This is a genomic window from Nocardioides sp., assembly GCF_030150155.1.
GTDB lineage: Bacteria > Actinomycetota > Actinomycetes > Propionibacteriales > Nocardioidaceae > Nocardioides.
Map to the genome: position 1 here is coordinate 33,617 of NZ_JASLGR010000049.1, position 22,660 is coordinate 56,276.

The following is a 22,660-nucleotide window of genomic DNA, read 5'->3' on the forward strand; positions in this document are numbered from 1 at the left end:
ACGCATGAAATTCGATCTTCGTAGGGTGGGCCTGACCCTGGCCGCCCCGGTTCTCGCGATCGTCTTCGCGATGATCGTGACGAGCCTGATCCTGCTGGTCGCGGGTGACCCGGTCGGCAAGGTCTGGTCCACGATCTTCAGCAGTCCTCGTCCGCGCAACGAGGTCAACATGATCAACTCCGCGACGATGCTGTACCTCTCGGCACTCGCCGCAGCGGTCGGGTTCCGGATGAACCTGTTCAACATCGGCGTCGACGGCCAGTACCGGATCGCCGCCTTCGTGGCCGCCTGGGTGGCCGGCGAGGCCTGGTTCCCGGGCAAGCTCAACGTGCTCTTCACCCTCGTCGTCGCCGTCGCGGTCGGTGCCCTGTGGGCCGGCATCGCCGGTCTGCTGCGCGTGACCCGCGGCGTCAGCGAGGTGATCGCGACGATCATGCTCAACTCGATCGCCACCGCGCTGGTCGCGTGGGGGCTGCGCAAGGTCGCCGTCACCGAGGGCAACAACATCCACACCAAGACGATCCCCGGATCGAGCCAGCTCGAGGGGTTCAACCTGATCTCGGGTGCGCCGAACACGGTCTACACGCTCGTGATCCTCGCGATCGTCGCGGGTGTCTTCTACTGGCTGCTGTTGTCCCGGACCGTCTTCGGCTTCAGCCTGCGGGCCACCGGCCAGTCCGAGTCCGCGGCCGTGGCCAGCGGTGTCAACGTGAAGAAGATGATCGTCGTCTCGATGCTGATCAGCGGCGGCATCGCCGGCCTGATCGGGATGCCGATGCTCTTCGGTGACCAGCACAACTACGGCCTGACCTTCCAGTCGGGCCTCGGCTTCGCCGGCATCGCGGTGGCGCTGCTCGGACGGAACAACCCGATCGGGATCGCCTTCGCGGCGTTCCTCTTCGCCTTCCTCAACGAGCAGTCCAACAAGCTCCAGCTGATGGCGGGCGTCTCCAACGACCTCGTCAGCATCATCCAGGGCGTCATCGTGCTCTCCGTCGTGATCGCCTACGAGGTGGTCCGTCGGGTGAACAACGCCGCAGAGCAGCGCGCCGTCGCACGCTCGCTCGAGCTCAAGGGAGCGGCAGCATGAACGTCAAGCAGATGAAGACCAGCAAGCTCGCCCACTCCTGGGTGCTGCTCGTCGTCCTGGCCGTCGCGGCCGTCTTCCTGGTCTCCCTGGTCCGGGTCATCGCCGGTGCCGACGACCTCGACTCCTCGGGCACCTTCCGCGCCGCGATCCGTGCCGCGATGCCGATCGCTCTGGTCGGTCTCGGTGGTCTGTGGTCCGAGCGCGCGGGCGTGGTCAACATCGGCCTCGAGGGCATGATGATCATGGGCACCTTCGCCGCCGGCTGGGCGGGCTACCAGTGGGGGATGTGGGCCGGCGTCGTCGCCGCCCTCGCCTTCGGTGCCATCTCCGGCCTGCTGCACGCGGTCGCCACCGTGACCTTCGGCGTCGACCACATCGTCTCCGGGGTGGCGATCAACGTGATCGCGCTCGGGGCCTCGCAGTACCTCGCCGGTCGTGCCTTCACCGGCAAGCAGGGTGGCGGTCCGACGCAGTCGCCGCGGGTCTCCTCGATCGACACGATCACGATCCCCGGCATCTCCGATGCGGCGCTCAAGATCGAGAAGCACCACTGGTTCATCATCTCCGACCTGGCCGGCCTGGTCGGCGGCGTGACGACCCAGCTCTCGCTGCTCACCGTGCTCGGCGTGGTGCTCTTCGTCGCCACCGCCTGGGTGCTGTGGCGCACCACCTTCGGCCTGCGGATCCGCTCCGTCGGTGAGGCGCCCGCCGCGGCGGAGTCCCTCGGTGTCAACGTCTACCTCTACAAGTACGCCGGCGTGATCATCTCCGGTGCGCTCGCGGGTCTGGCCGGGGCCTTCCTGGTCGACGACGCGACCGTCTACCGCGAGGGCCAGACGGGTGGGCGAGGCTACATCGGTCTGGCCGCCATGATCTTCGGCAACTGGCGACCGGGCGGTCTGGCACTGGGCTCGGGCCTGTTCGGCTTCACCGACGCGCTCCGGCTGCGCTCGGGTGGCCAGTCGGTGCACGCGCTCCTGCTGCTCGTCGCGATCGTGCTGATCGTGGCCGCCTTCTGGATCTTCTGGAAGAAGCGCTCCACGGGCCAGTCGGTCGGCATGATCGTCTTCGGTCTCCTGATGCTCGGCGTCTACCTGCTGATCAACGAGGTTCCCGGCGACTTCACCGGCATGACGCCTTACGTGACTACCCTGGTGGTGCTGTGCTTCGCCGGTGGACGTCTGCGAATGCCGGCGGCCGACGGTGTCGTCTATCGCAAGGGAAGCGCTGGCTGATGAGTCTGACCCAGAGCGAGTGGGAGGCGCTGCGCGTCACGGCCACCGAGGCCGCGACCCACGCGTACGCGCCCTACTCGAACTACCGGGTGGGGGTGGCCGGCATCGCCGATGACGGCCGCCTCCTGACCGGCTGCAATGTCGAGAACGCCGGTTACGGCGTCGCCCTGTGCGCCGAGTGCGGGCTGGTCAGCCAGCTGCACATCACCGGCGGAGGGCTGCTCACCCACGTGGTCTGCGTCAACGGCGCAGGCGAGGTGATCATGCCCTGTGGTCGGTGCCGCCAGCTCCTGTGGGAGAACGGCGGCGCCGCCCTCGAGCTCTGGACGGTGTCCGGAGTGAAGACGATGAAGGAAGTACTCCCCGATGCATTCGGCCCCCACAACCTCGCTTGATCTGACCAACGCTGAGTTCGTCGCCAACCCGTACCCGTTCTTCACCGCCGAGCGTGCCCGGCACGAGGCGGCCTGGAACGACGCCGGTGTGCTGCTGACCTTCTCCCACGAGGCCACCTCCGCGGTGCTGCGGGACCGTCGGCTGCAGCGGCTGTGGCAGGACAAGCAGCCCGCCTCCTACCTGGAGCCGTTCAACGTCCTGCACCGCAACCAGATGATGGAGAACGAGGGCAAGGTCCACACCCGCCTGCGTCGCCCCGTCGCCGCCGCGTTCAACCGCGGCCACGTCGAGCGCCTCAAGCCGCGTGTCCAGGAGCTGGCCGCTCAGCTGCTCGACGAGGTCGACCCCGACGGGTTCGACGTGATCGGACAGTACGCCGAGCCGCTGCCGGTGCTCGTGATCGCCGAGCTGCTCGGGGTGCCGACGTCGTACGCCGACGATCTGCGCGACTGGTCGCAGGCGATCGTCAAGATGTACGAGCCGTCGGTGTCCACCGAGCGGGTCGATGCTGCCGTCGCAGCGGGTCAGGCCTTCGCCGACCTGGTCCGCGACTTCGTCGGTCACCGTCGGGCCAAGCCGGCCGACGACCTGATCTCCGACCTGGTCGCCACCGACCTGTCCGAGGACGAGGTCGTCGCCTCGGTCGTGCTGCTGCTCAACGCCGGCCACGAGGCCTCGGTCAACGTATTCAGCAACGGCCTGGTCTCCCTGCTCGAGGCAGGGGAGAAGCCGGCTGCCGACGTCGCGCTCACCATCGAGGAGATGCTGCGCTACGACTCCGCGCTTCAGCTCTTCGAGCGCACCGCCGTGGAGCCGGTCGAGATCGCCGGCACCACCGTCGAGCCCGGGCAGAAGGTCTGGGCCCTGCTGGGTGCGGCCAACCGCGACCCGCAGGCGTTCGAGGACGTGGACCGGTTCATCCCCGACCGCGACCCGAACCCGCACCTGGCGTTCAGCGCCGGGATCCACTTCTGCCTCGGCGCGCCGCTGGCCCGGATGGAGCTGACCGAGTCCGTCGGTCTGCTCTTCGACCGGTTCCCGTCGCTGCACCTGGTCAAGTCCGAACCGCGCGACACGTTCGTGCTGAAGGGATACGAGACTGTGGAGGTGGCCCGATGAGCGAGCACGACGCGATCGAGGTGATCGTCGCCAAGCGTGGCGGCGGCGAGCTGAGCGACAGCCAGATCGACTGGGTGATCCGCAACTACACCGACGGTGTCGTCGCCGACGAGCAGATGTCCTCGCTGGCGATGGCGATCCTGCTCAACGGCATGAACCGTCGTGAGATCGCCCGCTGGACCAACGCGATGATCGCCACCGGGGAGCGGATGTCGTTCGACGCCCTGTCCCGGCGTACGGCGGACAAGCACTCCACCGGTGGGGTGGGCGACAAGATCACGCTGCCGCTGGCGCCCCTGGTGGCGGCCTGCGGTGTCGCCGTACCGCAGCTCTCGGGCCGCGGCCTGGGCCACACCGGCGGCACCTTGGACAAGCTCGAGGCGATCCCAGGCTGGCGCGCGATGCTCTCCAACGAGGAGCTCTTCGCCCAGCTGGAGTCGATCGGCGCCGTGATCTGCGCTGCCGGAGACGGTCTCGCCCCGGCCGACAAGAAGCTCTACGCGCTGCGCGACGTGACAGGCACCGTCGAGGCGATCCCACTGATCGCCAGCTCGATCATGAGCAAGAAGATCGCCGAGGGCACCGGCTCGCTGGTGCTCGACGTCAAGGTCGGCACCGGCGCGTTCATGAAGTCGCTGGAGGACGCCCGCGAGCTGGCTCGCACGATGGTCGACCTCGGTACCGACGCCGGGGTGAACACGGTCGCGCTGCTGACCGACATGTCGACCCCGCTCGGTCTCACCGCGGGCAACGGCCTGGAGGTCGCCGAGTCGGTCGAGGTGCTCGCCGGTGGCGGCCCCGCCGACGTCGTCGAGCTCACCCTGGCCCTGGCCCGCGAGATGCTCGCCGGAGCCGGCGTCACCGACGTCGACCCTGCCGACAAGCTGGCCGACGGCTCCGCGATGGACGTCTGGAAGGCGATGATCCGGGCCCAGGACGGCGACCCGGACGCCGTCCTCCCGGTCGCCCGCGAGCAGCACGTCATCACCGCGCCGACCTCCGGCGTGCTGACCCGGCTCGACGCGATGGCGGTCGGCCTGGCCGCCTGGCGCCTGGGCGCGGGTCGGGCCCGCAAGGAGGACCCGGTCTCGGCCGGTGCCGGTGTGGTGTGGCACGCCCGTCCCGGTGACACCGTCACCGCCGGCACGCCGCTGTTCACCCTGCACGCCGACGAGCCGGCCCGGTTCGAGCGTGCCCTGGCCTCCCTCGAGGGCGGCTTCGACATCACCCCGACCGACCAGGCCGCCGGGTGGACCCCGTCGCCGTTGCTGATCGACAGGATCTCCTGATGACCACCGAGCCCACCGCTCCCGCCCTGACCCTGGAGCAGATCGTGGCCCTGCCGAAGGTCGTCCTGCACGAGCACCTCGACGGTGGCCTGCGCCCCGCCACGGTGATCGAGCTGGCCGCCGAGATCGGCCACGAGCTGCCCTCGACCGACGTCGACGAGCTGGCCACCTGGTTCGCCGAGTCGGCCGACTCCGGCTCCCTGGAGCGCTACCTGGAGACGTTCGTCCACACTGTCGCCGTGATGCAGCGCCCCGAGCACCTCGCTCGGGTCGCCCGCGAGGCGGTCGAGGACCTGGCCGCCGACGGCGTGGTCTACGCCGAGCTGCGCTACGCCCCCGAGCTCAACACCGCCGGTGGCCTCTCCATCGAACAGGTCGTCGCGGCCGTCCAGTCCGGGATCGAGGAGGCCACCTCCCGGCTGCCGATCGTGGTGCGCCAGCTGCTGTGCTCGATGCGCCAGACCGACCGTGCGAACGAGGCCGCCGAGGCGGTCGTCGACTTCATGGACTACGGCGTCGTCGGGTTCGACTTCGCCGGGCCGGAGAAGGGCTTCCCGGCCTCGGCACACGCGGACGCGATCGACGTCGTGCGTCGTGCCTGTGGCCGACTCACCATCCACGCCGGCGAGGCCGACGGCCTCGACTCCATCCGTGACGCACTCCTGATGGGCGCCGAGCGGCTGGGCCACGGTGTCCGGATCGTCGACGACATCACCCCCGTCGAGGACGGTGAGCCGGGCGAGTACGAGCTCGGTCCGCTGGCGTCGTACGTCCGTGATCGGCAGATCCCGCTCGAGGTCGCGCCCACGTCGAACCTGCAGACCGGGGTCGCGGCGACCATCGCCGAGCACCCGTTCGGTCTGCTGGCCGCCGAGGGCTTCAACGTGACGATCAACAGCGACAACCGCCTGATGAGCCACACCTCGGCCTCCGAGGAGACGTTCAAGCTGGTCGAGGCGTTCGGATACGACCTCGACGACCTCGAGATCTTCACGCTCAACGCGATCTACGCGGCGTTCCTGCCGCTGCCGGACCGGATGGCGCTGATCGAGGAGGTCATCGTCCCGGGCTACGCCGCAGCCCGGGACTGACGCTCACCGCTGCAGGGAGGTGATGGCGTCGAAGCCCTGCTTCGGCGTCACCACCGTGCAGCCCTTGGCCTCGGCGTCGGCGACCACACGGCCCTGGGCGCGCATCAGCGCCCAGCCGCGCTTGACCAGCACCGTCGGGGCCTTGCGCCGCTCGCGCAGGTCGCGGGCCAGGCGTCGCCAGAAGGTGACCACCGGGGACTGCGTGACGCAGTAGGCCCCGGCCAGGATGCCGGCGGCCCGGCACGCCTCGACGATGTCGGCGGCGAAGATGCCCTCGGCGACGAACAGGTCGGCGCCGTGCAGGTCGAGCTCGCGGTGCCCGGTCCGGGCGCTGGTCGGGATGTCATAGACCGGTACGTCGGCCCTGCCGTCGTGACACAGCGCCGTCAGGGTCGCCACGGCGTCCCCGGGCAGCCACGAGTCCGGGTGGTCCCAGTCGACGATGCCGTGGTTCGGACCGTGCACGATCCGGGGCAGGGACGCGTCGTCGGCGTCCTTGTAGAAGTCGTCGAGCCGGAGGATCGGCATCCCCAGACGGCTCGCCAAACGGGACTTGCCGGCCCCTGAGGGGCCGGCAAGGATGATCGCGCGTGCCATCAGTAGCCGGACGTGGACCCGCCCGCAAGAAGCGCGCGAGAGCCCGAGACACCCAGGCGGGTGGCGCCGGCGGCGATCATCGCCTGCGCCTGCTCCAGGGTGCGCACGCCGCCCGAGGCCTTCACCTGGAGGGTCGGCACGGTGGCGTGCATCAGCTCGACGGCGTGCACGGTGGCACCGCCGGCGGGGTGGAAGCCGGTGGAGGTCTTGACGAAGTCGGCACCGGCGGCCTCGGCGGCCCGGCACACGCCGACGATCTCGTCGTCGGTCAGGGCAGCGGACTCGATGATCACCTTGAGCACCGTCGGCGCCGGCGCGGCGGCGCGGACGGCGGCGATGTCGGCCTGGACGGCGTCGAACGCCTTCTCCTTGGCAGCACCGACGTCGATCACCATGTCGATCTCGTCGGCACCGTTGCGGACCGACTCGGCGGCCTCGGCGGCCTTGACCGCCGAGGTGTGCTTGCCGCTCGGGAAGCCACAGACGACGGCGACCTTGAGGCCGTCGGGGACGGTGACCGGAAGCATGCTGGGGGAGAGGCAGACGGAGTAGGTGCCCAGCTCGGCGGCCTCGGCGATCACCGCGGCGACGTCGGCATGGGTGGCCTCCGGCTTGAGCAGCGTGTGGTCGATGTAGCGGGCGACCTCAGCGGGGGTCAGAGCAGAAGAGTCGGTCACTACCCCAGGGTAACGGCGTGCCGGGGCGAACACCGAGCCGAGCCGCGCCTCCTGGGGCCGCTCGCCTAGGCTGGACCCTTGTGAGCGAGGCAGCACAGCAGACCCAGTGGTTCTCCGCGACCAGCGGACGGGTCAGCGGCATCACCGGACTGATCGCCGCGGTGGTCGTCGTCGTGGTGGCCGCGATGAGCGGATCGGCGGGCTGGATCGTCGGCGGACTGCTGATCGGCCTGGCCGTGTGGGTGGTGCTGCTCCGTCCGCGGGTCGGCCTGCGCGGTCGCACCCTGCTGCTGCGCGGGATGCTCTCCACGATCGAGCTGCCGCTGTCGCTGGTGACCACGATCAAGATCCGCCAGGTCTTCCTGGCCTGGGTCGAGGAGGACCGCTACGTCAACGCCTCCCTGGGGCGGCCGCTGCGTGAGGTCCGCACCCGTCGGGGCGAGGAGCCACCGGCGAACCCGTACCTGGAGCACATCGAGGAGCTGATCCGCGCCCACCGGGCCGATGCGGTGCGGTGGGGCGACGACAGTGACGGCGTACGTCGACACTGGGCGGTGCGCGAGCTGAGCGCGGCCGCCGTGCTGGCGGTCGCGCTCCTCGTCACCGCGCTGGTCTGAGCCTGGATCGGCTCCGAGCCTGGATCGGCGACCGGGCCGGGTCACAGACCCAGCGCGGCACCGATCTCGGACTTGAGGGCGGCCAGGTCGGTGGCGGCCTGGGCGCGGGCCTCGGTGACCTCGCCGGTGACCGGCACCACGACCTCCAGGTAGCACTTGAGCTTCGGCTCGGTGCCGGAGGGACGCACGATGATCCGGGCGCCGCCCTCGAGGTAGTAGCGCAGTCCCTCGGTCGGCGGCAGCTCGGCGCTCCCGGCGGCGAGGTCCTCGGCGCTGGTCACGGCACGGCCGGCCAGGGTGGTCGGCGGCGTGGCGCGCAGCCGGGCCATCGCGTCCGAGATCAGGGTCAGGTCGCTGACCCGCACCGAGAGCTGGTCGGTGGCGTGCAGGCCGTGCTCGCGGGCGATCTCGTCGAGGCGGGCCGCGAACGACGAGCCGGCGGCCTTGAGCCGGGCGGCGAGGTCGGCCAGCAGCACCGCTGCGGAGATGCCGTCCTTGTCCTTGACCCGGATCGGGTCGACGCAGTAGCCCAGCGCCTCCTCGTAGCCGAACGCGAGCTCGGGCAGGCGGCCGATCCACTTGAACCCGGTCAGGGTCTCGATGAAGGGGCGTCCGGCGGCGCGGGCCATCGTGCCCAGCAGCGAGGAGGAGACGATCGAGTTGGCGTAGGTGCCGCTCACGCCACGGCTGAGCAGGTCGTGGCCCAGCAGCGCGCCGACCTCGTCGCCGCGCAGCATCCGCCAGGCTCCGGTGGCCGGGTCGGGGATGCCGGCCGCGCACCGGTCGGCGTCGGGGTCGTTGGCGATGATGATGTCGGCGCCGCGCTCGGTGGCCAGCGCCAGCGCCAGGTCCATCGCGCCCGGCTCCTCGGGGTTGGGGAACGCGACGGTGGGGAAGTCGGGGTCGGGCTGGGCCTGCTCGGAGACCACCGCGACGCCGGTGAACCCGGCACGTTCGAAGACTGCCTGCATCGTCTCCCGGCCGACGCCGTGCATCGGGGTGTAGACCACGTTCAGGTCGCGCTCGGTGCTGGGCGGGACCGCGGCGGCGGCTGCGATGTAGTCGTGCCAGACCTGCTCGTCGATCAGGGTGCCGCCGTCCCCACGCGGCACGTCGGCCAGGGCGCCGACGGCGGCGATCCGGGAGGCGATCTCGGCGTCGGCGGGCGGCACGATCTGGGAGCCGTCGCCGAGGTAGACCTTGTAGCCGTTGTCCTGCGGCGGGTTGTGGCTGGCGGTCACCATCACACCGGCGCTGGCGCCGAGGGCGAGGATGGAGGCGGCCAGCACCGGGGTCGGCATCGCTCGGGGCAGGGTCAGCGCCGCGATCCCGGCGCCGGTCATCACCGCGGCGGTGTCGCGGGCGAAGACGTCGGAGTTGTGCCGGGCGTCGTAGCCGATCACGACCGGGCCGGTGGCGCCGGTGTCGCGTAGGTAGGCGGCCAGTCCGGCCGCCGCACGGAGCACGACGACCCGGTTCATCCGGTTCGGTCCGGCACCGAGCGCCCCGCGCAGCCCAGCGGTGCCGAACTCCAGGGTGCCGCTGAACCGGTCGGCGAGGTCGGCGGCCGCCTCGGAGTCGGGGCCCTCGGCCTCGACCGTGGCCAGCAGCGCCTCGAGCTCGGCCCGGGTGGCCGGGTCCGGGTCCTCAGCCAGCCAGGCGCGCGCGGCGTCCATCACGGTCTGAGTGTTCCCGGTGCTGCTCTGCGTCATACCCCGAACCTATCCCCACGATGCCGAGAACGAGGAACAGCTGCGCGAGGCAGTAGGTCGACATCACCCACAGGTCGTGGCCCGGCTGGGTCCAGACGTCGAAGGCGTCCAGGGCGATCAGGGCGTCGGAGGCCATGAAGATCGCGCCGCCGATCCAGGTCAGCCGGTTCAGGCCGGTCGCCAGGATCCCCATCGCGGCCAGCGAGCAGCCGTAGACCACGACCGCGGGGGCCAGCACCCCGGCCGCCGGGACGCACAGCCCCAGCAGGACGACGAAGGCGACGGCGTACGGCGTCAGCAGCGGGCGCCGACGGTGCACGATGCTGGTGGAGATCCGGGGCTTGAACGCCGCGATGTAGCAGCACTGCGCGACCAGGAACGAGCCGATCATCGCCCCGAACGCCGGGTCGCCGGACAGGAACCGGGGGATGGTGTCGCCGAGCCAGGAGAAGACCAGGGCCCAGGTCGTCAGCCGGAGCAGTCGGGCGTCGCCGGTGCGCGGGTAGAGCCGGACCAGGGCGTAGCCGAGGGCGGGCATCAGGGTGACCTGGAGGACGTCGGCTGCCGTGCGTGCCTCGGTGGCGAGGCAGAGCAGGTGGAGGGCCGTCAGGACGGCGTACGGAAGCAGCGCGCGCACCCGGGGGTCGATCATCGACCCACCCTAGGGTGCGCGCGCTGCGGGTGGCACCGAATCAGCGGCGGAATTCCTCGATCTGGGTGCTGAGCTCGGCGAAGAGCGCCTGGTTGAGACCGAACGCGACCCGGACCTCGGCCACGACCCGCTCGACGTCGGCCTCGCTCAGACCCAGGCCGTCGAGGCGGGCGCGGTAGGCGTCCTTGTAGAGCTTGGGCTTCTCGATCGCGGTGAAGTCGTAGAACGCGATCCCGGCGCCGTCGAGCTCGAAGGCCCGGTCCAGGATGCGGCCGATCGCCTGGCCGCCGGAGAGGTCGCCGAGGTAGCGGGTGTAGTGGTGCGCGGCGAAGAGCCCGCCCCAGGCCGCGGCCTCGCGGATCCGGGCGACGTAGGCCGCCGCGGCGGGGGAGTCGACCTCGTGCGCCGCGCCCGGTGCCCAGTGCTCCAGGTCGGCGTCGATGCTGGCCAGGCGCTCCAGGATCGGGTCGTGCACGGCGCCGACGATCGGGTCGCCCGCGGCGGCCAGGTCGGCGGCCACCGACTCCAGTGCGGCGTACACCGGGCGCAGGCGCTGGAGGTACGCGGCGTAGCCGGCCTCGTTGATCCGGCCGCCCAGGAGCTCCTCCATGAAGGTCGAGCCCTCGGCCGCCTCGTGGTCGGCCTGGGAGCCGACCCGCATGGCAGTCGACAGAGCGGGAGTGGGGTGGTCGAGCTGCTGGACGGACATGGCGTGCTCCTGGCGGGACGGTTGCTGACGGGTTGTCGAGAAGATGTTGACACATTGTCAGCCGTCAGGCAATCATGAGGTTAGGATAACCTGATTAACCTTAGCCTTGCCTAAGTGATTCACATCTCGGCCTGATCGAAGGAATGCCATGCCCGTGGCCCCCACGCTGTCCCCAGCGCTCCGACGCGTCCGCCTCGCCCTGGTGGGGGTGGTGGCCGCAGCGGTGACGCTCGCGGGCTGCGGTGCCGGGGCCGGGAGCCAGCACGGCGCCGCCGACTCCGACTCCGTCGCGCTGGCCGACGCCACCCTGCTGGCGAACCCGAAGGACTACCAGGGCGCCGTCCACGCCGGCCTGGGGGAGCAGCGGATCGACCCGATCGCGACCGCCCCGACGCCGACGCTGCCGGTCACCGTCACCGACGCCCAGGGCACCAAGGTCACCGTCAAGGACACCAGCCGGATCCTCGCGCTCGACCTCTACGGCACCCTGGCCCAGACCGTCTTCAACCTCGGGCTGGGCGACTCCGTGGTCGGCCGCGACCTGTCGACCCAGTTCGCCGAGGCCGCGAAGCTGCCGCTGGTCACCGGGCAGGGCCACGACCTGGTCGCCGAGAAGATCCTCGAGCTCAACCCGAGCGTGATCCTCACCGACACCTCGCTCGGGCCGTGGGACGTGATCCTGCAGATGCGCGACGCCGGCATCCCCGTGGTCGTGCTCGACTCCCACCGCAGCCTGGACAACGTCTCCTCCCTCACCCAGACCGTCGCCAAGGCCCTCGGCGTCCCCGCCGAGGGCGCCAAGCTGGCCGCCCGGACGGCGGCCGAGGTGAAGGCCACCACCGCCGAGATCGCCGCGATCGCGCCGACGGCGGTCCAGGACAAGCTCCGCACCGTCTTCCTCTACGTCCGCGGCCAGTCCGGGGTCTACTACATGTTCGGCGAGGGCTCGGGCGCCGACAGCCTGATCACCGCCCTGGGCGGGTACGACGTCGCCGGTGAGATCAAGTGGAGCGGGATGAAGCCCGTCACCGACGAGGGTCTGGTCTCGGCCCAGCCCGAGCTGATCCTGATGATGTCCAACGGACTCGACTCCGTCGGCGGCGTCGACGGCCTGCTGGAGCGGCTCCCGGCGATCGCCCAGACCCCGGCGGGCAAGAACCGCCGGATCGTCGACATGAGCGACTCCTCGATCCTCGGCTACGGCCCGCGCACCGCCGAGGTGCTCAACTCCCTCGCCGTCGCGATCTACGCCCCCGAGTCGGTCAAGGCCGTCTCGTGAGCGCCGTGACCAGCGCCGACCGGGTGTTGCCACGAGCCCGGGTCGGCCGGGCCGCCGTGCTCTTCACCGTGCTCGGCGCCGCCCTGCTCGTGATGGTGATCGTCTCGGCCGGGCGCGGCCAGCTCGGCGTCCCCGCCGACGAGGTGCTCGGCTCGGTGCTGCACCGGATCGGTCTGGACTGGGGGCCGATGCCGAGCCACCCGCAGGGCGACGCCACGCTGTGGAACGTCCGCTTCCCGCGGATCGTGCTCGCCGTCGTCGTCGGTGCCGCGCTGTCGACCGCCGGTGCGCTGATGCAGGGCGTCTTCGGCAACCCGCTGGCCGAGCCCGGCGTGGTCGGCGTCTCCACCGGGGCCGCGTTCGCCGCGGCGGTGGTGATCGTCTTCCAGATCTCCTTCCTCGGCTCGTGGACCGTCGCGATCTTCGCCTTCGTCGGTGGCCTGGTGACCACGCTGCTGGTCTACGTGCTCTCCCGCGCCGACGGCCGCACCGAGGTCGTCACCCTGGTCCTGACCGGCATCGCGGTCAACGCCGTGGCCAGCGCCGGGCTGGCTCTGATGCTCTTCCTGGCCGACACCCAGGCCCGCGAGGAGATCATCTTCTGGCAGCTCGGCAGCCTCAACGGCACCCGCTGGGTGTACGTCGGCGTGGTGGTGCCCTTCGTCGTCGCGGGCCTGATCGGCTCCCTCGCGCTCGCGCGCCGGCTCGACGTACTCGCCCTCGGGGACCGGGCCGCCCGGCACGTCGGCATCGACGTCGAGCGGCTCCGCCTGATCGCGATCGTGCTGGTCGCGGTGCTCACCGCCGCCGCCGTCTCCTTCGCCGGGATCATCGGCTTCGTCGGCCTGGTGGTGCCGCACCTGATCCGGATGCTGGTCGGCCCCGGTCACCGGGTGCTGGTCCCCGCCAGCGCGCTCGGCGGCGCCCTGCTGCTGGTCTGCGCCGACCTCGCCGCCCGTACCGCCGTGGACTACGCCGAGCTGCCGATCGGCATGCTCACCGCCCTGGTCGGCGGACCGTTCTTCTTCTGGCTGCTGCGCCGCACCCGCAGCTCGGCAGGCGGGTGGGCCTGATGCTGCGGATCGACAACGCCACCGTCCGGCTCGGCGGCCGGCCGATCCTGGACCGGGTCAGCCTGGCGATCGAGCCCGGCGAGCTGGTCGCCCTGGTCGGACCCAACGGTGCCGGCAAGTCCACCCTGCTCGGCGTGATGGCCGGCGACCTCGTCCCCGACGACGGTCAGGTCACCCTCGACGGGATCGACCTGGGCGCCTGGAAGCAGCTCGAGCTGGCCCGGCGCCGCGCCGTACTGCCGCAGGAGCACCGGCTCGCCTTCGGGTTCACCGCCGAGGAGGTCGTCCGGATGGGGCGCGCCCCGTGGGCCCGGACCCAGCGCGAGGACGACGACGACACCGTGGTGGCGGCCGCCCTGGCCGCCGCCGACGTCACCCACCTCGCCGCGCGCACCTTCCCGACCCTGTCGGGTGGGGAGAAGGGGCGGACCTCGTTCGCCCGGATCCTGGCTCAGGAGACCCCGATCGTGCTGCTCGACGAGCCCACCGCCGCCCTGGACCTGCGCCACCAGGACCAGGTGCTCGCCGAGGCCCGCCGGCTCGCGACCCAGGGCAGTGCCGTCGTCGCCGTGGTCCACGACCTCACCGTCGCCGCCGCCTACGCCGACCGGATCTGCGTCCTGGCCGGCGGCGCGCTGGTCGCCGACGGCAGCCCCGCCGAGGTGCTCGACCCCGACCTGATCGGCCGGGTCTACGACCACCCCGTCGACGTCCTGGACCACCAGGGCCGGCTGGTGGTGGTGCCCCGGCGCCTGCACGTCCTGCCCGACCCCGAGAGTGAGGAGCCGACATGGCCCGCCGCACGCTGAAGGCGGCGCTCGCCGGAGCGCTCGCAGGAGCGACCCTGGTCCTGCCCGGCCTCGGCCTCGGCCCTGCCCAGGCCGCGCCCCGGGTGACGATCGCCAACGCCGACGGGCAGGCCGTCGCCGACCCGACGTACGCCACCACGGTGCGGGTCAAGGGCCGTGGCTTCCAGTCGATCAAGGGCGGCTTCGGTGGGCTGTACGTCGCCTTCGGCACCGTCAAGGGCACCTGGAAGCCGAGCAAGGGCGGCAAGACCGGTCACGACTACTTCTACGTGCCCGACTCCGAGGCCAAGGACAACCAGGGCTTCCTGAAGTTCGTCTCCTACCCCGGCGCCGACACCTCCAGCGCCGCCAACGGTGGCGTGGTCAGCGCCGACGGCACCTGGTCGACGACCCTGCTGATCCCCGGCGTCACCTTCCAGGCCCTGGACCGCAACGGCACGACCACCACGATCGACTGCCGCAAGGTCACCTGCGGGGTGCTCACCTTCGGCGCCCACGGTGTGGCCAACGCCGCCAACGAGTCGTTCACCCCGATCCGCTTCGCCAGTCTCACCGCGGCGTCGAGCACCCCCTCGGCCACCGCCTCGTCCTCGTCCTCCGCCGGTACGTCGTCACCGGCGCTCACCGCGATCCCGGACCCGACCGCCACCGCGGCCCCGGGCTCCGGGACCACCGCGACCGGCACCGCAGGCACCGGCACGGCGACGTCGGCCGCGCTGACCGTCGACCGTGCCACCGCGGTCGCGGGCCGGGTGCTCACCTTCACCGGCTCCGGGCTGCGCCCCGGCGAGCAGGTCGCGCTCAGCCTCGACGACGGTGTCGCCGCGGTCGGACCGCTCTCGGCCGGGGCCAGCGGCGAGGTGGCCGGTGTGCTCCAGCTCCCGCTCGATCTGGAGGCCGGCACCCACGTGCTGAAGCTGACGGCGGCGGTCTCGGGTGCCACCCCGACCGTCTCCTTCCCGATCTCTGCAGCCTCGGCCCCGGTCGCCGCGGCGACGTCGCCGAGCCACCGGGCGGCGTACGTCTTCGCTGCGATCGGCCTGCTGGTGCTCGCCGGTGCTGGTCTGTTCGTCGCGCTGCGCGGTCGTGGGCCGCGTCGCCGGAGCGTGGCAGGTGCCCCCGATGCGGCGTGAGGTCCGGGTCCTCCTGGTCGTCGTCACTGCGCTGCTGGGCGGACTGGGCCTGATCGCGACGGCTGTGCCCGGCGCGCGGGCGAGTGCGGGGGAGGCGGCCTCGGCGAGTGCGACTGCCACCGCCACGGCAACCACCACGACGCCCGCGGGGACTGCGACGGCGACCGCCACGGGGTCGGCCTCCACCACTGCGACGCCCACCGCGACCGCGACGGCCACCGCCACCGGGTCGACCACCACCCTCGACGACGTCCAGCTGCGCTGGGGCGTCAACGACGAGACCAACAACATCGCCTACTTCGGTGCCAACTTCCTCTCGGCCGGCAAGCTCCCCAACAAGGGCGCCAACCACGCGGTGACGCCGTCGGAGTGGAGCCAGCGCTCGGGCGACGTCAGCATCGAGAAGTGGTCGGCCGGCGCGAAGGCCTACCGGGCCGCGACCTGGGCTGGGCTCACCACCGACACCAGCGGTGCCGCGATCACCAGCGCCACCTCGGGGCGATTCAGCGGGCACCAGGTGGTGCTGAGCGGCGGCACCGGCACCATCGACGCGGCGGCGGGCGAGGCCGAGATCCGCTGGACCGGCTCGTTCACCGTGGCGTTCTACTCCGGCTACAGCTTCTTCTACGTCACCGATCCGGTGCTGCGGGTCAGGGCAGGGCACGGTGTGCTCACCGCGACCCTGGGCGGCTTCGGATCCAGCCAGGCCAACACCAGTGTCTGGGCGCCGCTGCCCGACACCGTCGCCACCCTGGCCGACCTCGGCCAGGTCGACCTGACGGTGGAGCGCGGCTTCACCGTGACCCCCGCCTACCGCGGCGTCGCCGTCACCTTGCCGGCCGGCACCGCGGCGCAGGACCGCACCGGCGCGACCTGGGGCTCCTTCCCGCAGTCCTTCGTCGACTTCCAGGCCCAGACCGGGCTGAGCTCGTTCTGGTACTCCAGCGGTGTCGCGCTCGACGCCAACAAGGTCGCCGCCCCGCTCACCGTCAGCCTGCGCGCCGACGACCCGGTCGTGGTCGCTCCGACCCAGACCAGCACCCCCGCCGCGACCGTGACCAACCCGGTCAAGACCGCGCCGGCCGCCCCGGTGACGGTGACCGCCACCGCGACCACCGCGGTGCTCGCCCCACCGGCGGCCACCGCCCCCGCGCAGCCCGGCGGTGCCACGCCCGTCACCTCGGCCGCCGGGGCCACCCTCACCCAGGCCCGCCCGGTGGAGACGGTGCTCGCGCTGCGCGCTGCCACCGCCGAGCCCGCTCCGGCCCCGGCCTGGCCCTGGCTGATCGGAGGCGCCGCGCTGCTCGCTGCGGCCCTCCTCCTCGTCCGCACCTTCGGTTTCTCGGGCCGCTGGTTCACCCTGCGTCGTACGACGCACCAGGGCGCCTAGGCGCCGACATCGAGAAAGGAACACCATGTCCACCATCACCTCGCGTCGACGCGTCGCAGGGCTCGCCGCCGGAGCGCTGAGCGTCGGCGTCCTCGCCTGCGTGGCCGCGCCGGCCCAGGCCGACCCGGCTCCCACCGGCACCACCCTGCAGTGGGGCGTGTCGCAGTACCTCACCGAGCACCTCCTGGGCCAGGAGTTCACCGACGGCGCCACCGCCACCGGCGGCGTCGTCACGTTCACCGGCGGCACCGGCCGGACCGACACCGGCACCCACGAGACCACCGTGCAGTACCACGGCTCAGCCCACTACGGCTTCGTCAACGGCGGCGCCGAGCTGTACTCGGTGACCTTCACCGACCCCGCCGTCGTGGTCGACGACGAGGGCAACGGCGAGATCGTCGCCGATGTCGACTGGACCGCCCCGGGCACGACCGGGGGCGTCGACGACGTCGTCGTCACCACCTTCGACGCGCCGACCACCGCCTGGTCCTACAGCCTGGCCGCCACCCCGAAGTGGGCCGGCGTCGCCCCTGCCGACACCTACGGCTCCGGCAAGCCGGTCAACGGCGAGAGCTGGGCGACCGGCTTCGTCACCGCGCTGCCTGCCGCGGTCCGGGCCACGTTCTACTCCAGCGGCACGACCCCGACCTCGGATGCGAAGAAGTTCCCGGCCGCCTTCACCGCCGCGATCCCGAGCCCGCGGCTGGCCACCACCGTCACCACCGGTGCCGAGACCGTCTCCGTCGGCGTCGAGGGCTCCGGCTTCACCGCCGTCACCAACCCCGGTGACGCCGGTGTCTACGTCGGCCTGGCGCCGGCCGGTCGGATGCCCGACGTGAGCTCGCAGAACGCGATGGGCAACTTCCTCACCGCTGCCTACGTCGGTGGCTCCTTCCCGGGTGCAACGCCGATCACCGACGGTGCCTTCGCCACCTCGCTCAGCGTCGCCACCGACAAGCTCAACCCGGCGACGGCGTACTCGCTCTACACCTGGCAGGCGCACTCGCACTCCACCACCACCCAGGACACCGAGACCCCGGTCACGATCGACTGGACCGGTCTGGTCAAGGCCGGTACGCCGTCGGTGAGCGGCACCGCGAAGGTCGGCTCGACCCTGACCGCGAAGGCCGGCACCTGGACCCCGTCCGCCGTCGTGCCGACGTACCAGTGGTTGGCCAACGGCAAGGCGATCGCCGGTGCCACCGGCACCAGCCTGGCGCTGAGCCCGGCCCTCGCCGGTCAGCGGATCAGCGTCACCGTCGCCACCGCCGTGGTCGGCTCGACGCCGGTCAGCGCCACCAGCGGCGCCGTCTCGGTCGCGCCGGGCACGTTCGCCGTCGCCAAGGCCAAGATCACCGGCAAGGCGAAGGTCGGCAAGAAGCTGACCGCCGTGGTGAAGGTCCCCGCCGGTGCGAAGGCGACCTACCAGTGGAAGGCCAACGGCAAGGCGATCAAGGGCGCGAAGTCCAAGGCGCTCAAGCTGAAGAAGGCCCAGAAGGGCAAGAAGGTCACCGTCACCGTGACCGTCACGAAGGCCGGCTACACCTCGGTCGTCACCACCAGCGCGAAGACCGCCAAGGTGAAGCGCTGATCCTGGCGCTGTCAATGACGCGCGGTGAAGGACACGCCGTGAATGACACAGTGCCCGGTCCGAGTTGCGTTCGGACCGGGCACTGGCACGGAGATGCTACTCAGTCCTGCACGCCGACGGCGCGCAGCACGAACTCCTCGATCGCCGCGGGCGGCAGCTGACGCTGGCCCAGGCAGACGTGGATCAGCGACATCGTCGCGGTGACGTCGTCGATCGCGAAGGCCCCGGCCGCGGTCCCTGCGGTCAGGATGGCGCGCAGCACCTCCTCGATCGCGACGACGTGCTCGCGGATTTCCGAGCGCGACGACTCCGGCAGCACGCCGTAGAGCTGCGGGCCCAGCCCCATGTGGAAGCCGTCCCCGAGGTCGAGGTGGTTGCGGACGTAGATCCGTAGCTGCTCGACCGGGTCCTGGCTCGACTCCAGACGGTGGTGGAGGCGGGTCAGGTACTGCTCGGTCTCGTGGGTCGCGAAGGCGATCACCACGGCGTCCTTGTCATGGAAGTGGTGGTAGATCGCGGTCCGGCCCAAGCCGGCGCGCTCGGCCAGGCGCGCCATGCTGATCGAGTCGTAGCTCTGCTCGGCCATCAGGTCCGAGAACGCCGCGAAGACCCGCTCGTGCACCAGGCGACGGTGCTCGGGCAGGTTCTCGGCTTCGATCCGGGGCATCGGGGGTGGTCTCGGCGGCTCAGAGCTTGGGCACGAGCTGGCTGAGCAGCCCACCCATCCGGGTCGCGGCGGCCGCGCCGGCCTCGAGCACCTCGGCATGGCTCAGCGGCGCCTCGGAGATGCCGGCGGCGAGGTTGGTCACCAGGCTGATGCCCAGCACCTCCATGCCGGCCTCGCGGGCGGCGATCGCCTCCAGCGTGGTGCTCATCCCGACCAGGTCGCCGCCGATGATGCCGGCCATCCTGACCTCGGCCGGGGTCTCGTAGTGCGGCCCGGGGAACTGGACGTAGACGCCCTGGTCCAGCGTCGGGTCCAGGTCGGTCGCGATGGCGCGCATCCGCGAGGAGTACAGGTCGGTCAGGTCCACGAAGTTCGCGCCGTGGATGGGGGAGCGGCCGGTCAGGTTGATGTGGTCCTTGATCAGCACCGGGGTGCCGGGCGACCAGGCCGGGTTGAGCCCACCGCAGCCGTTGGTGATCACGATCTTGGTGGCACCGGCGGCGGCCGCCGTACGGATCGGGTGGACGACGGCGTCGACGCCCTTGCCCTCGTAGTAGTGGGTGCGGGCCAGGAACGCCAGCACGTGCAGGTCGCCCTCGGGGCCCGCGATCTTGATCGAGCGGATCTTGCCCGAGTGGCCCGCGACGGCGGCACCGCTGAAGCCGGGCAGCTCGGCGCGCTCGAACTCGCTGACCAGCTCACCGGACTCGGCGAGCATGTCGGCGGCGGGCAGCCAGCCCGACCCCAGGACCAGTGCCACGTCGTGGCGGGGAACGCCGGTGATCTCGGCGAGGCGTACGGCGGCAGCGGTCGCGTCTGCGTAAGGATCGGTCACCTACCGAACCGTACCCTGACCGCCGAGCGACAGGCTCATCACAGCAGGGCACAGGTTGGTGTGTCACGGTGAGGGGTTGGCGGAAAAAACCCGGCGAAACTGTCGAGAGATTCTGCGGGGCGCCCTGCCGCGGCTTTACGCTCTGCGGATGTGGTTCCGACGGGCGAAGGCTCAGCAGTACGAAGAGACCGCGCTCGAGAAGCTGGTAGCGGAGTTCGCGCTCGACGCCGAGAGGTTCCACCAGCACTCCATCCCTGACGGCGGAGCCGAGCGCTACTCGCAGATGTCGGGGATGCAGCTCGACGCCTCGGCGACCCGGCTCTACCACCGCGTGGAGAAGGGCTTCTCGCTGCCGACCCCGCGCCGGCCCTTCGGCGCTCGGGCGATCCCGGGCCTCAACCGGGTGCTCGCCAGCGAGCACGCCGACCTCGACGCCCTCTACGCCCGCGAGGCCCGCCTGATCCTGGAGGCGCTGGCGCAGTGGAACGACCACGGCGACCTCAATGACCAGGTCGCGCCGCCGGGGGAGTCGCTGCCGACCAACCCACTCGACCCCGAGACCTTGGCCACCTTCATCACCTCGCGCCACAGCGTGCGCGACTTCGACCAGCGCCCGGTCGACCGTGCCCTGATCTCCGAGGCGGTCCGGCTGGGCGGCTACGCGCCCAGCGTGTGCAACCGGCAGGGCTGGCGGGCGTACTGGTTCGACGACCGCGAGGACATCGCCCGGATCCTGGCCGACCACCGCGGCTCGGCGGGCTTCGCCGACCGGGTGCCGGGCCTCTTCGTGATCACCTACGACCTGCGTGCCTTCGAGGAGACCCGCGAGCGCAACCAGGGCTGGATCGACGCCGGCCTGTTCTCCATGACCCTGCTGCTGGCCCTGCACGGCCTCGGCCTGGGAGCGGTGCCGCTGAACTGGTCGCGGCGCAACAGCGCCAGCCGCCGGATCCGGCGCAACGCGGCCCTGCCCGAGCACGAGAACGTCGTCATGCTGATCGCCGCCGGGCACCCGGCACCGGGCTACCGGGTGGCACGCTCGGCGCGTCGCCCGGTGAGTGAGATTCTGCGCTTCGGAATGCCGTCGGCGTGATGCGCTGGCCGGTGCGGGGCTCGTGGGGGAGCGCGACTACCCTGGGAGTGTGACCCACTTCGATGTTCTCGTCCTCGGCGCTGGCCCCGGTGGCTACGTCGCCGCCATCCGCGCCGCCCAGCTCGGCAAGACCGTTGCCGTGGTGGAAGACAAGTACTGGGGCGGTGTGTGCCTCAACGTCGGCTGCATCCCCTCCAAGGCGCTGCTCAAGAACGCCGAGCTCTCCCACATCCTGACCGCCGAGAAGGACAAGTTCGGCATCGTGGGTGACGCTCACCTGGAGTTCAGCACCACCCACGCCCGCTCGCGCGCCGTCAGCGCCGGCATCGTCAAGGGCGTCCACTTCCTGATGAAGAAGAACAAGATCACCGAGATCGACGGCTGGGGCACCCTGACGTCGGCCACGACGATCGACGTCAAGGGCCACGACGGCGCCGTGACGCCGTACACGTTCGACAACCTGATCATCGCCACCGGCGCCACCGTGCGCCTGGTCCCGGGCGTCTCGATCTCGCAGAACGTCGTCACCTACGAGGAGCAGATCCTCACCGACCAGCTCCCGTCCTCGATCATCATTGGTGGCTCGGGCGCGATCGGCGTCGAGTTCGCCTACGTGCTGAAGAACTTCGGTGTGGACGTCACCATCGTCGAGTACGCCGACCGGATGGTCCCGTCCGAGGACGCGGACATCTCCAAGGAGCTGCTCAAGCACTACAAGAAGCTGGGCGTCAAGATCCTGCTCTCGACCGCGGTCAAGAGCGTCACCGACACCGGCTCCGGCGTGAGCGTCACCGTGGCTCCGGCCGCCGGTGGTGCCGAGGAGACCCTGGTCGCCGACAAGTTCCTCGCCGCCTTCGGCTTCGCCCCGCGCCTGACCGGCTACGGCCTCGAGGCCGCCGGCGTGGCCACCACCGACCGTGGCGCGATCGCCGTCGACGAGCTTGGCCGCACCAACGTCCCGAACGTCTACGCCATCGGCGACGTCACCGGCAAGATGATGCTCGCCCACGTGGCCGAGGCCCAGGGCATCGTGGTCTCGGAGACCATCGCCGGTGCCGAGACGATGCCGGTCGAGATCGACTTCATCCCGCGCGCGACCTACTGCCAGCCGCAGATCGGCTCCTTCGGCTACAGCGAGGCGCAGGCCAAGGAGAAGGGCTACGACGTCAAGACGGCGACCTTCCCCTTCACCGCGAACGGCAAGGCGATGGGGCTCGGCGAGGCCGTCGGCTTCGTCAAGGTCGTCGCCGACGCCGAGCACAACGAGATCATCGGCGCCCACATGATCGGCCCCGGCGTGACCGAGCTGCTGCCCGTGCTCACCCTCGCGCAGAAGTGGGACCTCACCGCCGACGAGGTGGGCCGCAACGTGTTCGCCCACCCGACGCTGTCCGAGGCGGTCAAGGAGGCGATCCACGGGATCGCCGGCCACATGATCAACCTGTAGTCACCCCGCAGCGCCGGCCCAGGGCCCGTCTCCGTCGAGGAGGCGGGCCCTGGTGCGTCGGTGGTTGTGTCGGACCCTGGTGTTGGAATACTCGTATGGCTCTCGGGATTGCTGCTTCGTCGCTCGACCGGCTGCGTGCCGGGGTGCTCTTGCGTGCGG

At 71.2% G+C, this 22,660-nt stretch carries 22 protein-coding genes; 15 read left to right on the forward strand and 7 right to left on the reverse strand.

Translation table 11 applies throughout. The features are described from left to right. Positions 1-4 precede the first annotated feature (4 nt). The 6 genes from Q1V88_RS15935 to Q1V88_RS15960 are packed head-to-tail and all read left to right on the forward strand — an operon-like array spanning position 5 to position 6,220. Positions 5-1,090 carry an ABC transporter permease gene (locus tag Q1V88_RS15935; RefSeq protein ID WP_300682279.1) on the forward strand — a complete coding sequence of 362 codons (1,086 nt, stop codon included), beginning with the start codon at positions 5-7 and terminating at the stop codon, positions 1,088-1,090. Next, positions 1,087-2,325, forward strand: coding sequence for an ABC transporter permease (locus Q1V88_RS15940; protein ID WP_300682280.1), 1,239 nt, complete (start codon positions 1,087-1,089; stop codon positions 2,323-2,325). Before Q1V88_RS15935 ends, Q1V88_RS15940 begins: the two co-directional genes overlap by 4 nt. After that, on the forward strand, positions 2,325-2,720 hold the full coding sequence (locus tag Q1V88_RS15945) for a cytidine deaminase (RefSeq protein ID WP_300682281.1): 396 nt from the start codon (positions 2,325-2,327) through the stop codon (positions 2,718-2,720). The genes Q1V88_RS15940 and Q1V88_RS15945 overlap by 1 nt, the downstream gene beginning before the upstream one ends. After that, positions 2,692-3,840, forward strand: a complete 1,149-nt coding sequence (locus Q1V88_RS15950) for a cytochrome P450 (protein ID WP_300682282.1) — start codon at positions 2,692-2,694, stop codon at positions 3,838-3,840. The genes Q1V88_RS15945 and Q1V88_RS15950 overlap by 29 nt, the downstream gene beginning before the upstream one ends. Then, positions 3,837-5,129 (forward strand): thymidine phosphorylase, encoded by a 1,293-nt coding sequence (locus Q1V88_RS15955; protein ID WP_300682283.1) that lies wholly within the window; start codon positions 3,837-3,839, stop codon positions 5,127-5,129. The genes Q1V88_RS15950 and Q1V88_RS15955 overlap by 4 nt, the downstream gene beginning before the upstream one ends. Then, positions 5,129-6,220: an adenosine deaminase gene (locus Q1V88_RS15960; RefSeq protein WP_300682284.1), complete on the forward strand. Its 1,092-nt coding sequence runs from the start codon at positions 5,129-5,131 to the stop codon at positions 6,218-6,220. Before Q1V88_RS15955 ends, Q1V88_RS15960 begins: the two co-directional genes overlap by 1 nt. 3 nt (positions 6,221-6,223) lie before the next feature. On the opposite strand, the gene Q1V88_RS15965 is transcribed toward Q1V88_RS15960, so the two are convergent. Together Q1V88_RS15965 and deoC are read right to left on the reverse strand one after the other, a co-directional pair. Beyond that, positions 6,224-6,817: an ATP-binding protein gene (locus Q1V88_RS15965; protein ID WP_300682285.1), complete on the reverse strand. Its 594-nt coding sequence runs from the start codon at positions 6,815-6,817 to the stop codon at positions 6,224-6,226. Further along, the gene (gene deoC, locus Q1V88_RS15970; protein ID WP_300682286.1) at positions 6,817-7,494 is read right to left on the reverse strand and encodes a deoxyribose-phosphate aldolase; all 678 of its coding nucleotides are present in this window, start codon (positions 7,492-7,494) and stop codon (positions 6,817-6,819) included. Before deoC ends, Q1V88_RS15965 begins: the two co-directional genes overlap by 1 nt. A gap of 80 nt (positions 7,495-7,574) precedes the next feature. Between deoC and Q1V88_RS15975 the strand changes: the two genes are divergently transcribed. Beyond that, positions 7,575-8,111, forward strand: a complete 537-nt coding sequence (locus Q1V88_RS15975) for a hypothetical protein (RefSeq protein WP_300682287.1) — start codon at positions 7,575-7,577, stop codon at positions 8,109-8,111. A gap of 41 nt (positions 8,112-8,152) precedes the next feature. Here Q1V88_RS15975 and Q1V88_RS15980 read toward each other — a convergent pair whose 3' ends face one another. The 3 genes from Q1V88_RS15980 to Q1V88_RS15990 are packed head-to-tail and all read right to left on the reverse strand — an operon-like array spanning position 8,153 to position 11,184. Next, on the reverse strand, positions 8,153-9,823 hold the full coding sequence (locus Q1V88_RS15980; protein WP_300682288.1) for a phospho-sugar mutase: 1,671 nt from the start codon (positions 9,821-9,823) through the stop codon (positions 8,153-8,155). Continuing rightward, positions 9,759-10,475, reverse strand: coding sequence for a lysoplasmalogenase (locus Q1V88_RS15985; protein WP_300682289.1), 717 nt, complete (start codon positions 10,473-10,475; stop codon positions 9,759-9,761). Before Q1V88_RS15985 ends, Q1V88_RS15980 begins: the two co-directional genes overlap by 65 nt. 40 nt (positions 10,476-10,515) lie before the next feature. After that, a complete protein-coding gene (locus tag Q1V88_RS15990; protein WP_300682290.1) occupies positions 10,516-11,184 on the reverse strand; it encodes a heme oxygenase (biliverdin-producing) in 669 nt (222 codons plus the stop codon). Between the two features lie 148 nt (positions 11,185-11,332). Between Q1V88_RS15990 and Q1V88_RS15995 the strand changes: the two genes are divergently transcribed. Genes Q1V88_RS15995 through Q1V88_RS16020 form a run of 6 tightly spaced genes read left to right on the forward strand, consistent with a single transcriptional unit; the run spans position 11,333 to position 18,459 of the window. After that, positions 11,333-12,463: an ABC transporter substrate-binding protein gene (locus Q1V88_RS15995; RefSeq protein ID WP_300682291.1), complete on the forward strand. Its 1,131-nt coding sequence runs from the start codon at positions 11,333-11,335 to the stop codon at positions 12,461-12,463. After that, positions 12,460-13,536, forward strand: coding sequence for an iron ABC transporter permease (locus tag Q1V88_RS16000; protein ID WP_300682292.1), 1,077 nt, complete (start codon positions 12,460-12,462; stop codon positions 13,534-13,536). The genes Q1V88_RS15995 and Q1V88_RS16000 overlap by 4 nt, the downstream gene beginning before the upstream one ends. After that, positions 13,536-14,345, forward strand: coding sequence for a heme ABC transporter ATP-binding protein (locus Q1V88_RS16005; RefSeq protein ID WP_300682293.1), 810 nt, complete (start codon positions 13,536-13,538; stop codon positions 14,343-14,345). Before Q1V88_RS16000 ends, Q1V88_RS16005 begins: the two co-directional genes overlap by 1 nt. Beyond that, positions 14,327-15,478, forward strand: a complete 1,152-nt coding sequence (locus Q1V88_RS16010; protein WP_300682294.1) for a hypothetical protein — start codon at positions 14,327-14,329, stop codon at positions 15,476-15,478. The genes Q1V88_RS16005 and Q1V88_RS16010 overlap by 19 nt, the downstream gene beginning before the upstream one ends. Beyond that, entirely contained in the window at positions 15,468-16,868 is a 1,401-nt protein-coding gene (locus Q1V88_RS16015; RefSeq protein ID WP_300682295.1) for a hypothetical protein, read from the forward strand. The genes Q1V88_RS16010 and Q1V88_RS16015 overlap by 11 nt, the downstream gene beginning before the upstream one ends. A 25-nt stretch (positions 16,869-16,893) precedes the next feature. Then, positions 16,894-18,459, forward strand: coding sequence for an HtaA domain-containing protein (locus Q1V88_RS16020; protein ID WP_300682296.1), 1,566 nt, complete (start codon positions 16,894-16,896; stop codon positions 18,457-18,459). A 100-nt stretch (positions 18,460-18,559) separates the two neighbouring features. Here the strand turns inward: Q1V88_RS16020 and Q1V88_RS16025 are convergent, their stop codons facing one another. Both Q1V88_RS16025 and Q1V88_RS16030 read right to left on the reverse strand, forming a co-directional pair. Beyond that, positions 18,560-19,126 carry a TetR/AcrR family transcriptional regulator gene (locus tag Q1V88_RS16025; protein ID WP_300682297.1) on the reverse strand — a complete coding sequence of 189 codons (567 nt, stop codon included), beginning with the start codon at positions 19,124-19,126 and terminating at the stop codon, positions 18,560-18,562. Positions 19,127-19,145: 19 nt separating this feature from the next. After that, positions 19,146-19,961, reverse strand: coding sequence for a purine-nucleoside phosphorylase (locus Q1V88_RS16030; protein ID WP_300682298.1), 816 nt, complete (start codon positions 19,959-19,961; stop codon positions 19,146-19,148). Positions 19,962-20,109: 148 nt separating this feature from the next. On the opposite strand from Q1V88_RS16030, the gene Q1V88_RS16035 reads away from it, so the two are divergent. Together Q1V88_RS16035 and lpdA are read left to right on the forward strand one after the other, a co-directional pair. Next, a complete protein-coding gene (locus Q1V88_RS16035; protein WP_300682299.1) occupies positions 20,110-21,054 on the forward strand; it encodes a nitroreductase family protein in 945 nt (314 codons plus the stop codon). Between the two features lie 49 nt (positions 21,055-21,103). After that, the gene (gene lpdA, locus Q1V88_RS16040) at positions 21,104-22,501 is read left to right on the forward strand and encodes a dihydrolipoyl dehydrogenase (protein ID WP_300682300.1); all 1,398 of its coding nucleotides are present in this window, start codon (positions 21,104-21,106) and stop codon (positions 22,499-22,501) included. The last annotated feature ends 159 nt before the right edge of the window (positions 22,502-22,660 follow it).

Excerpts from the sequence above, each read along its gene's own strand:
- Q1V88_RS15955 (WP_300682283.1), top strand. The coding sequence starts at position 3,837 with ATGAGCGAGCACGACGCGATCGAGGTGATCGTCGCCAAGCGTGGCGGC.
- Q1V88_RS16020 (WP_300682296.1), top strand. The coding sequence starts at position 16,894 with ATGTCCACCATCACCTCGCGTCGACGCGTCGCAGGGCTCGCCGCCGGA.
- Q1V88_RS15950 (WP_300682282.1), top strand. The coding sequence starts at position 2,692 with ATGCATTCGGCCCCCACAACCTCGCTTGATCTGACCAACGCTGAGTTC.
- Q1V88_RS16005 (WP_300682293.1), top strand. The coding sequence starts at position 13,536 with ATGCTGCGGATCGACAACGCCACCGTCCGGCTCGGCGGCCGGCCGATC.
- Q1V88_RS15935 (WP_300682279.1), top strand. The coding sequence starts at position 5 with ATGAAATTCGATCTTCGTAGGGTGGGCCTGACCCTGGCCGCCCCGGTT.
- Q1V88_RS15960 (WP_300682284.1), top strand. The coding sequence starts at position 5,129 with ATGACCACCGAGCCCACCGCTCCCGCCCTGACCCTGGAGCAGATCGTG.
- Q1V88_RS15990 (WP_300682290.1), bottom strand. The coding sequence starts at position 11,184 with ATGTCCGTCCAGCAGCTCGACCACCCCACTCCCGCTCTGTCGACTGCC.
- Q1V88_RS15985 (WP_300682289.1), bottom strand. The coding sequence starts at position 10,475 with ATGATCGACCCCCGGGTGCGCGCGCTGCTTCCGTACGCCGTCCTGACG.
- Q1V88_RS16015 (WP_300682295.1), top strand. The coding sequence starts at position 15,468 with ATGCGGCGTGAGGTCCGGGTCCTCCTGGTCGTCGTCACTGCGCTGCTG.
- Q1V88_RS15945 (WP_300682281.1), top strand. The coding sequence starts at position 2,325 with ATGAGTCTGACCCAGAGCGAGTGGGAGGCGCTGCGCGTCACGGCCACC.
- Q1V88_RS15980 (WP_300682288.1), bottom strand. The coding sequence starts at position 9,823 with ATGACGCAGAGCAGCACCGGGAACACTCAGACCGTGATGGACGCCGCG.
- Q1V88_RS16025 (WP_300682297.1), bottom strand. The coding sequence starts at position 19,126 with ATGCCCCGGATCGAAGCCGAGAACCTGCCCGAGCACCGTCGCCTGGTG.
- Q1V88_RS16035 (WP_300682299.1), top strand. The coding sequence starts at position 20,110 with ATGTGGTTCCGACGGGCGAAGGCTCAGCAGTACGAAGAGACCGCGCTC.
- Q1V88_RS15995 (WP_300682291.1), top strand. The coding sequence starts at position 11,333 with ATGCCCGTGGCCCCCACGCTGTCCCCAGCGCTCCGACGCGTCCGCCTC.
- Q1V88_RS16010 (WP_300682294.1), top strand. The coding sequence starts at position 14,327 with ATGGCCCGCCGCACGCTGAAGGCGGCGCTCGCCGGAGCGCTCGCAGGA.
- Q1V88_RS15965 (WP_300682285.1), bottom strand. The coding sequence starts at position 6,817 with ATGGCACGCGCGATCATCCTTGCCGGCCCCTCAGGGGCCGGCAAGTCC.
- Q1V88_RS15940 (WP_300682280.1), top strand. The coding sequence starts at position 1,087 with ATGAACGTCAAGCAGATGAAGACCAGCAAGCTCGCCCACTCCTGGGTG.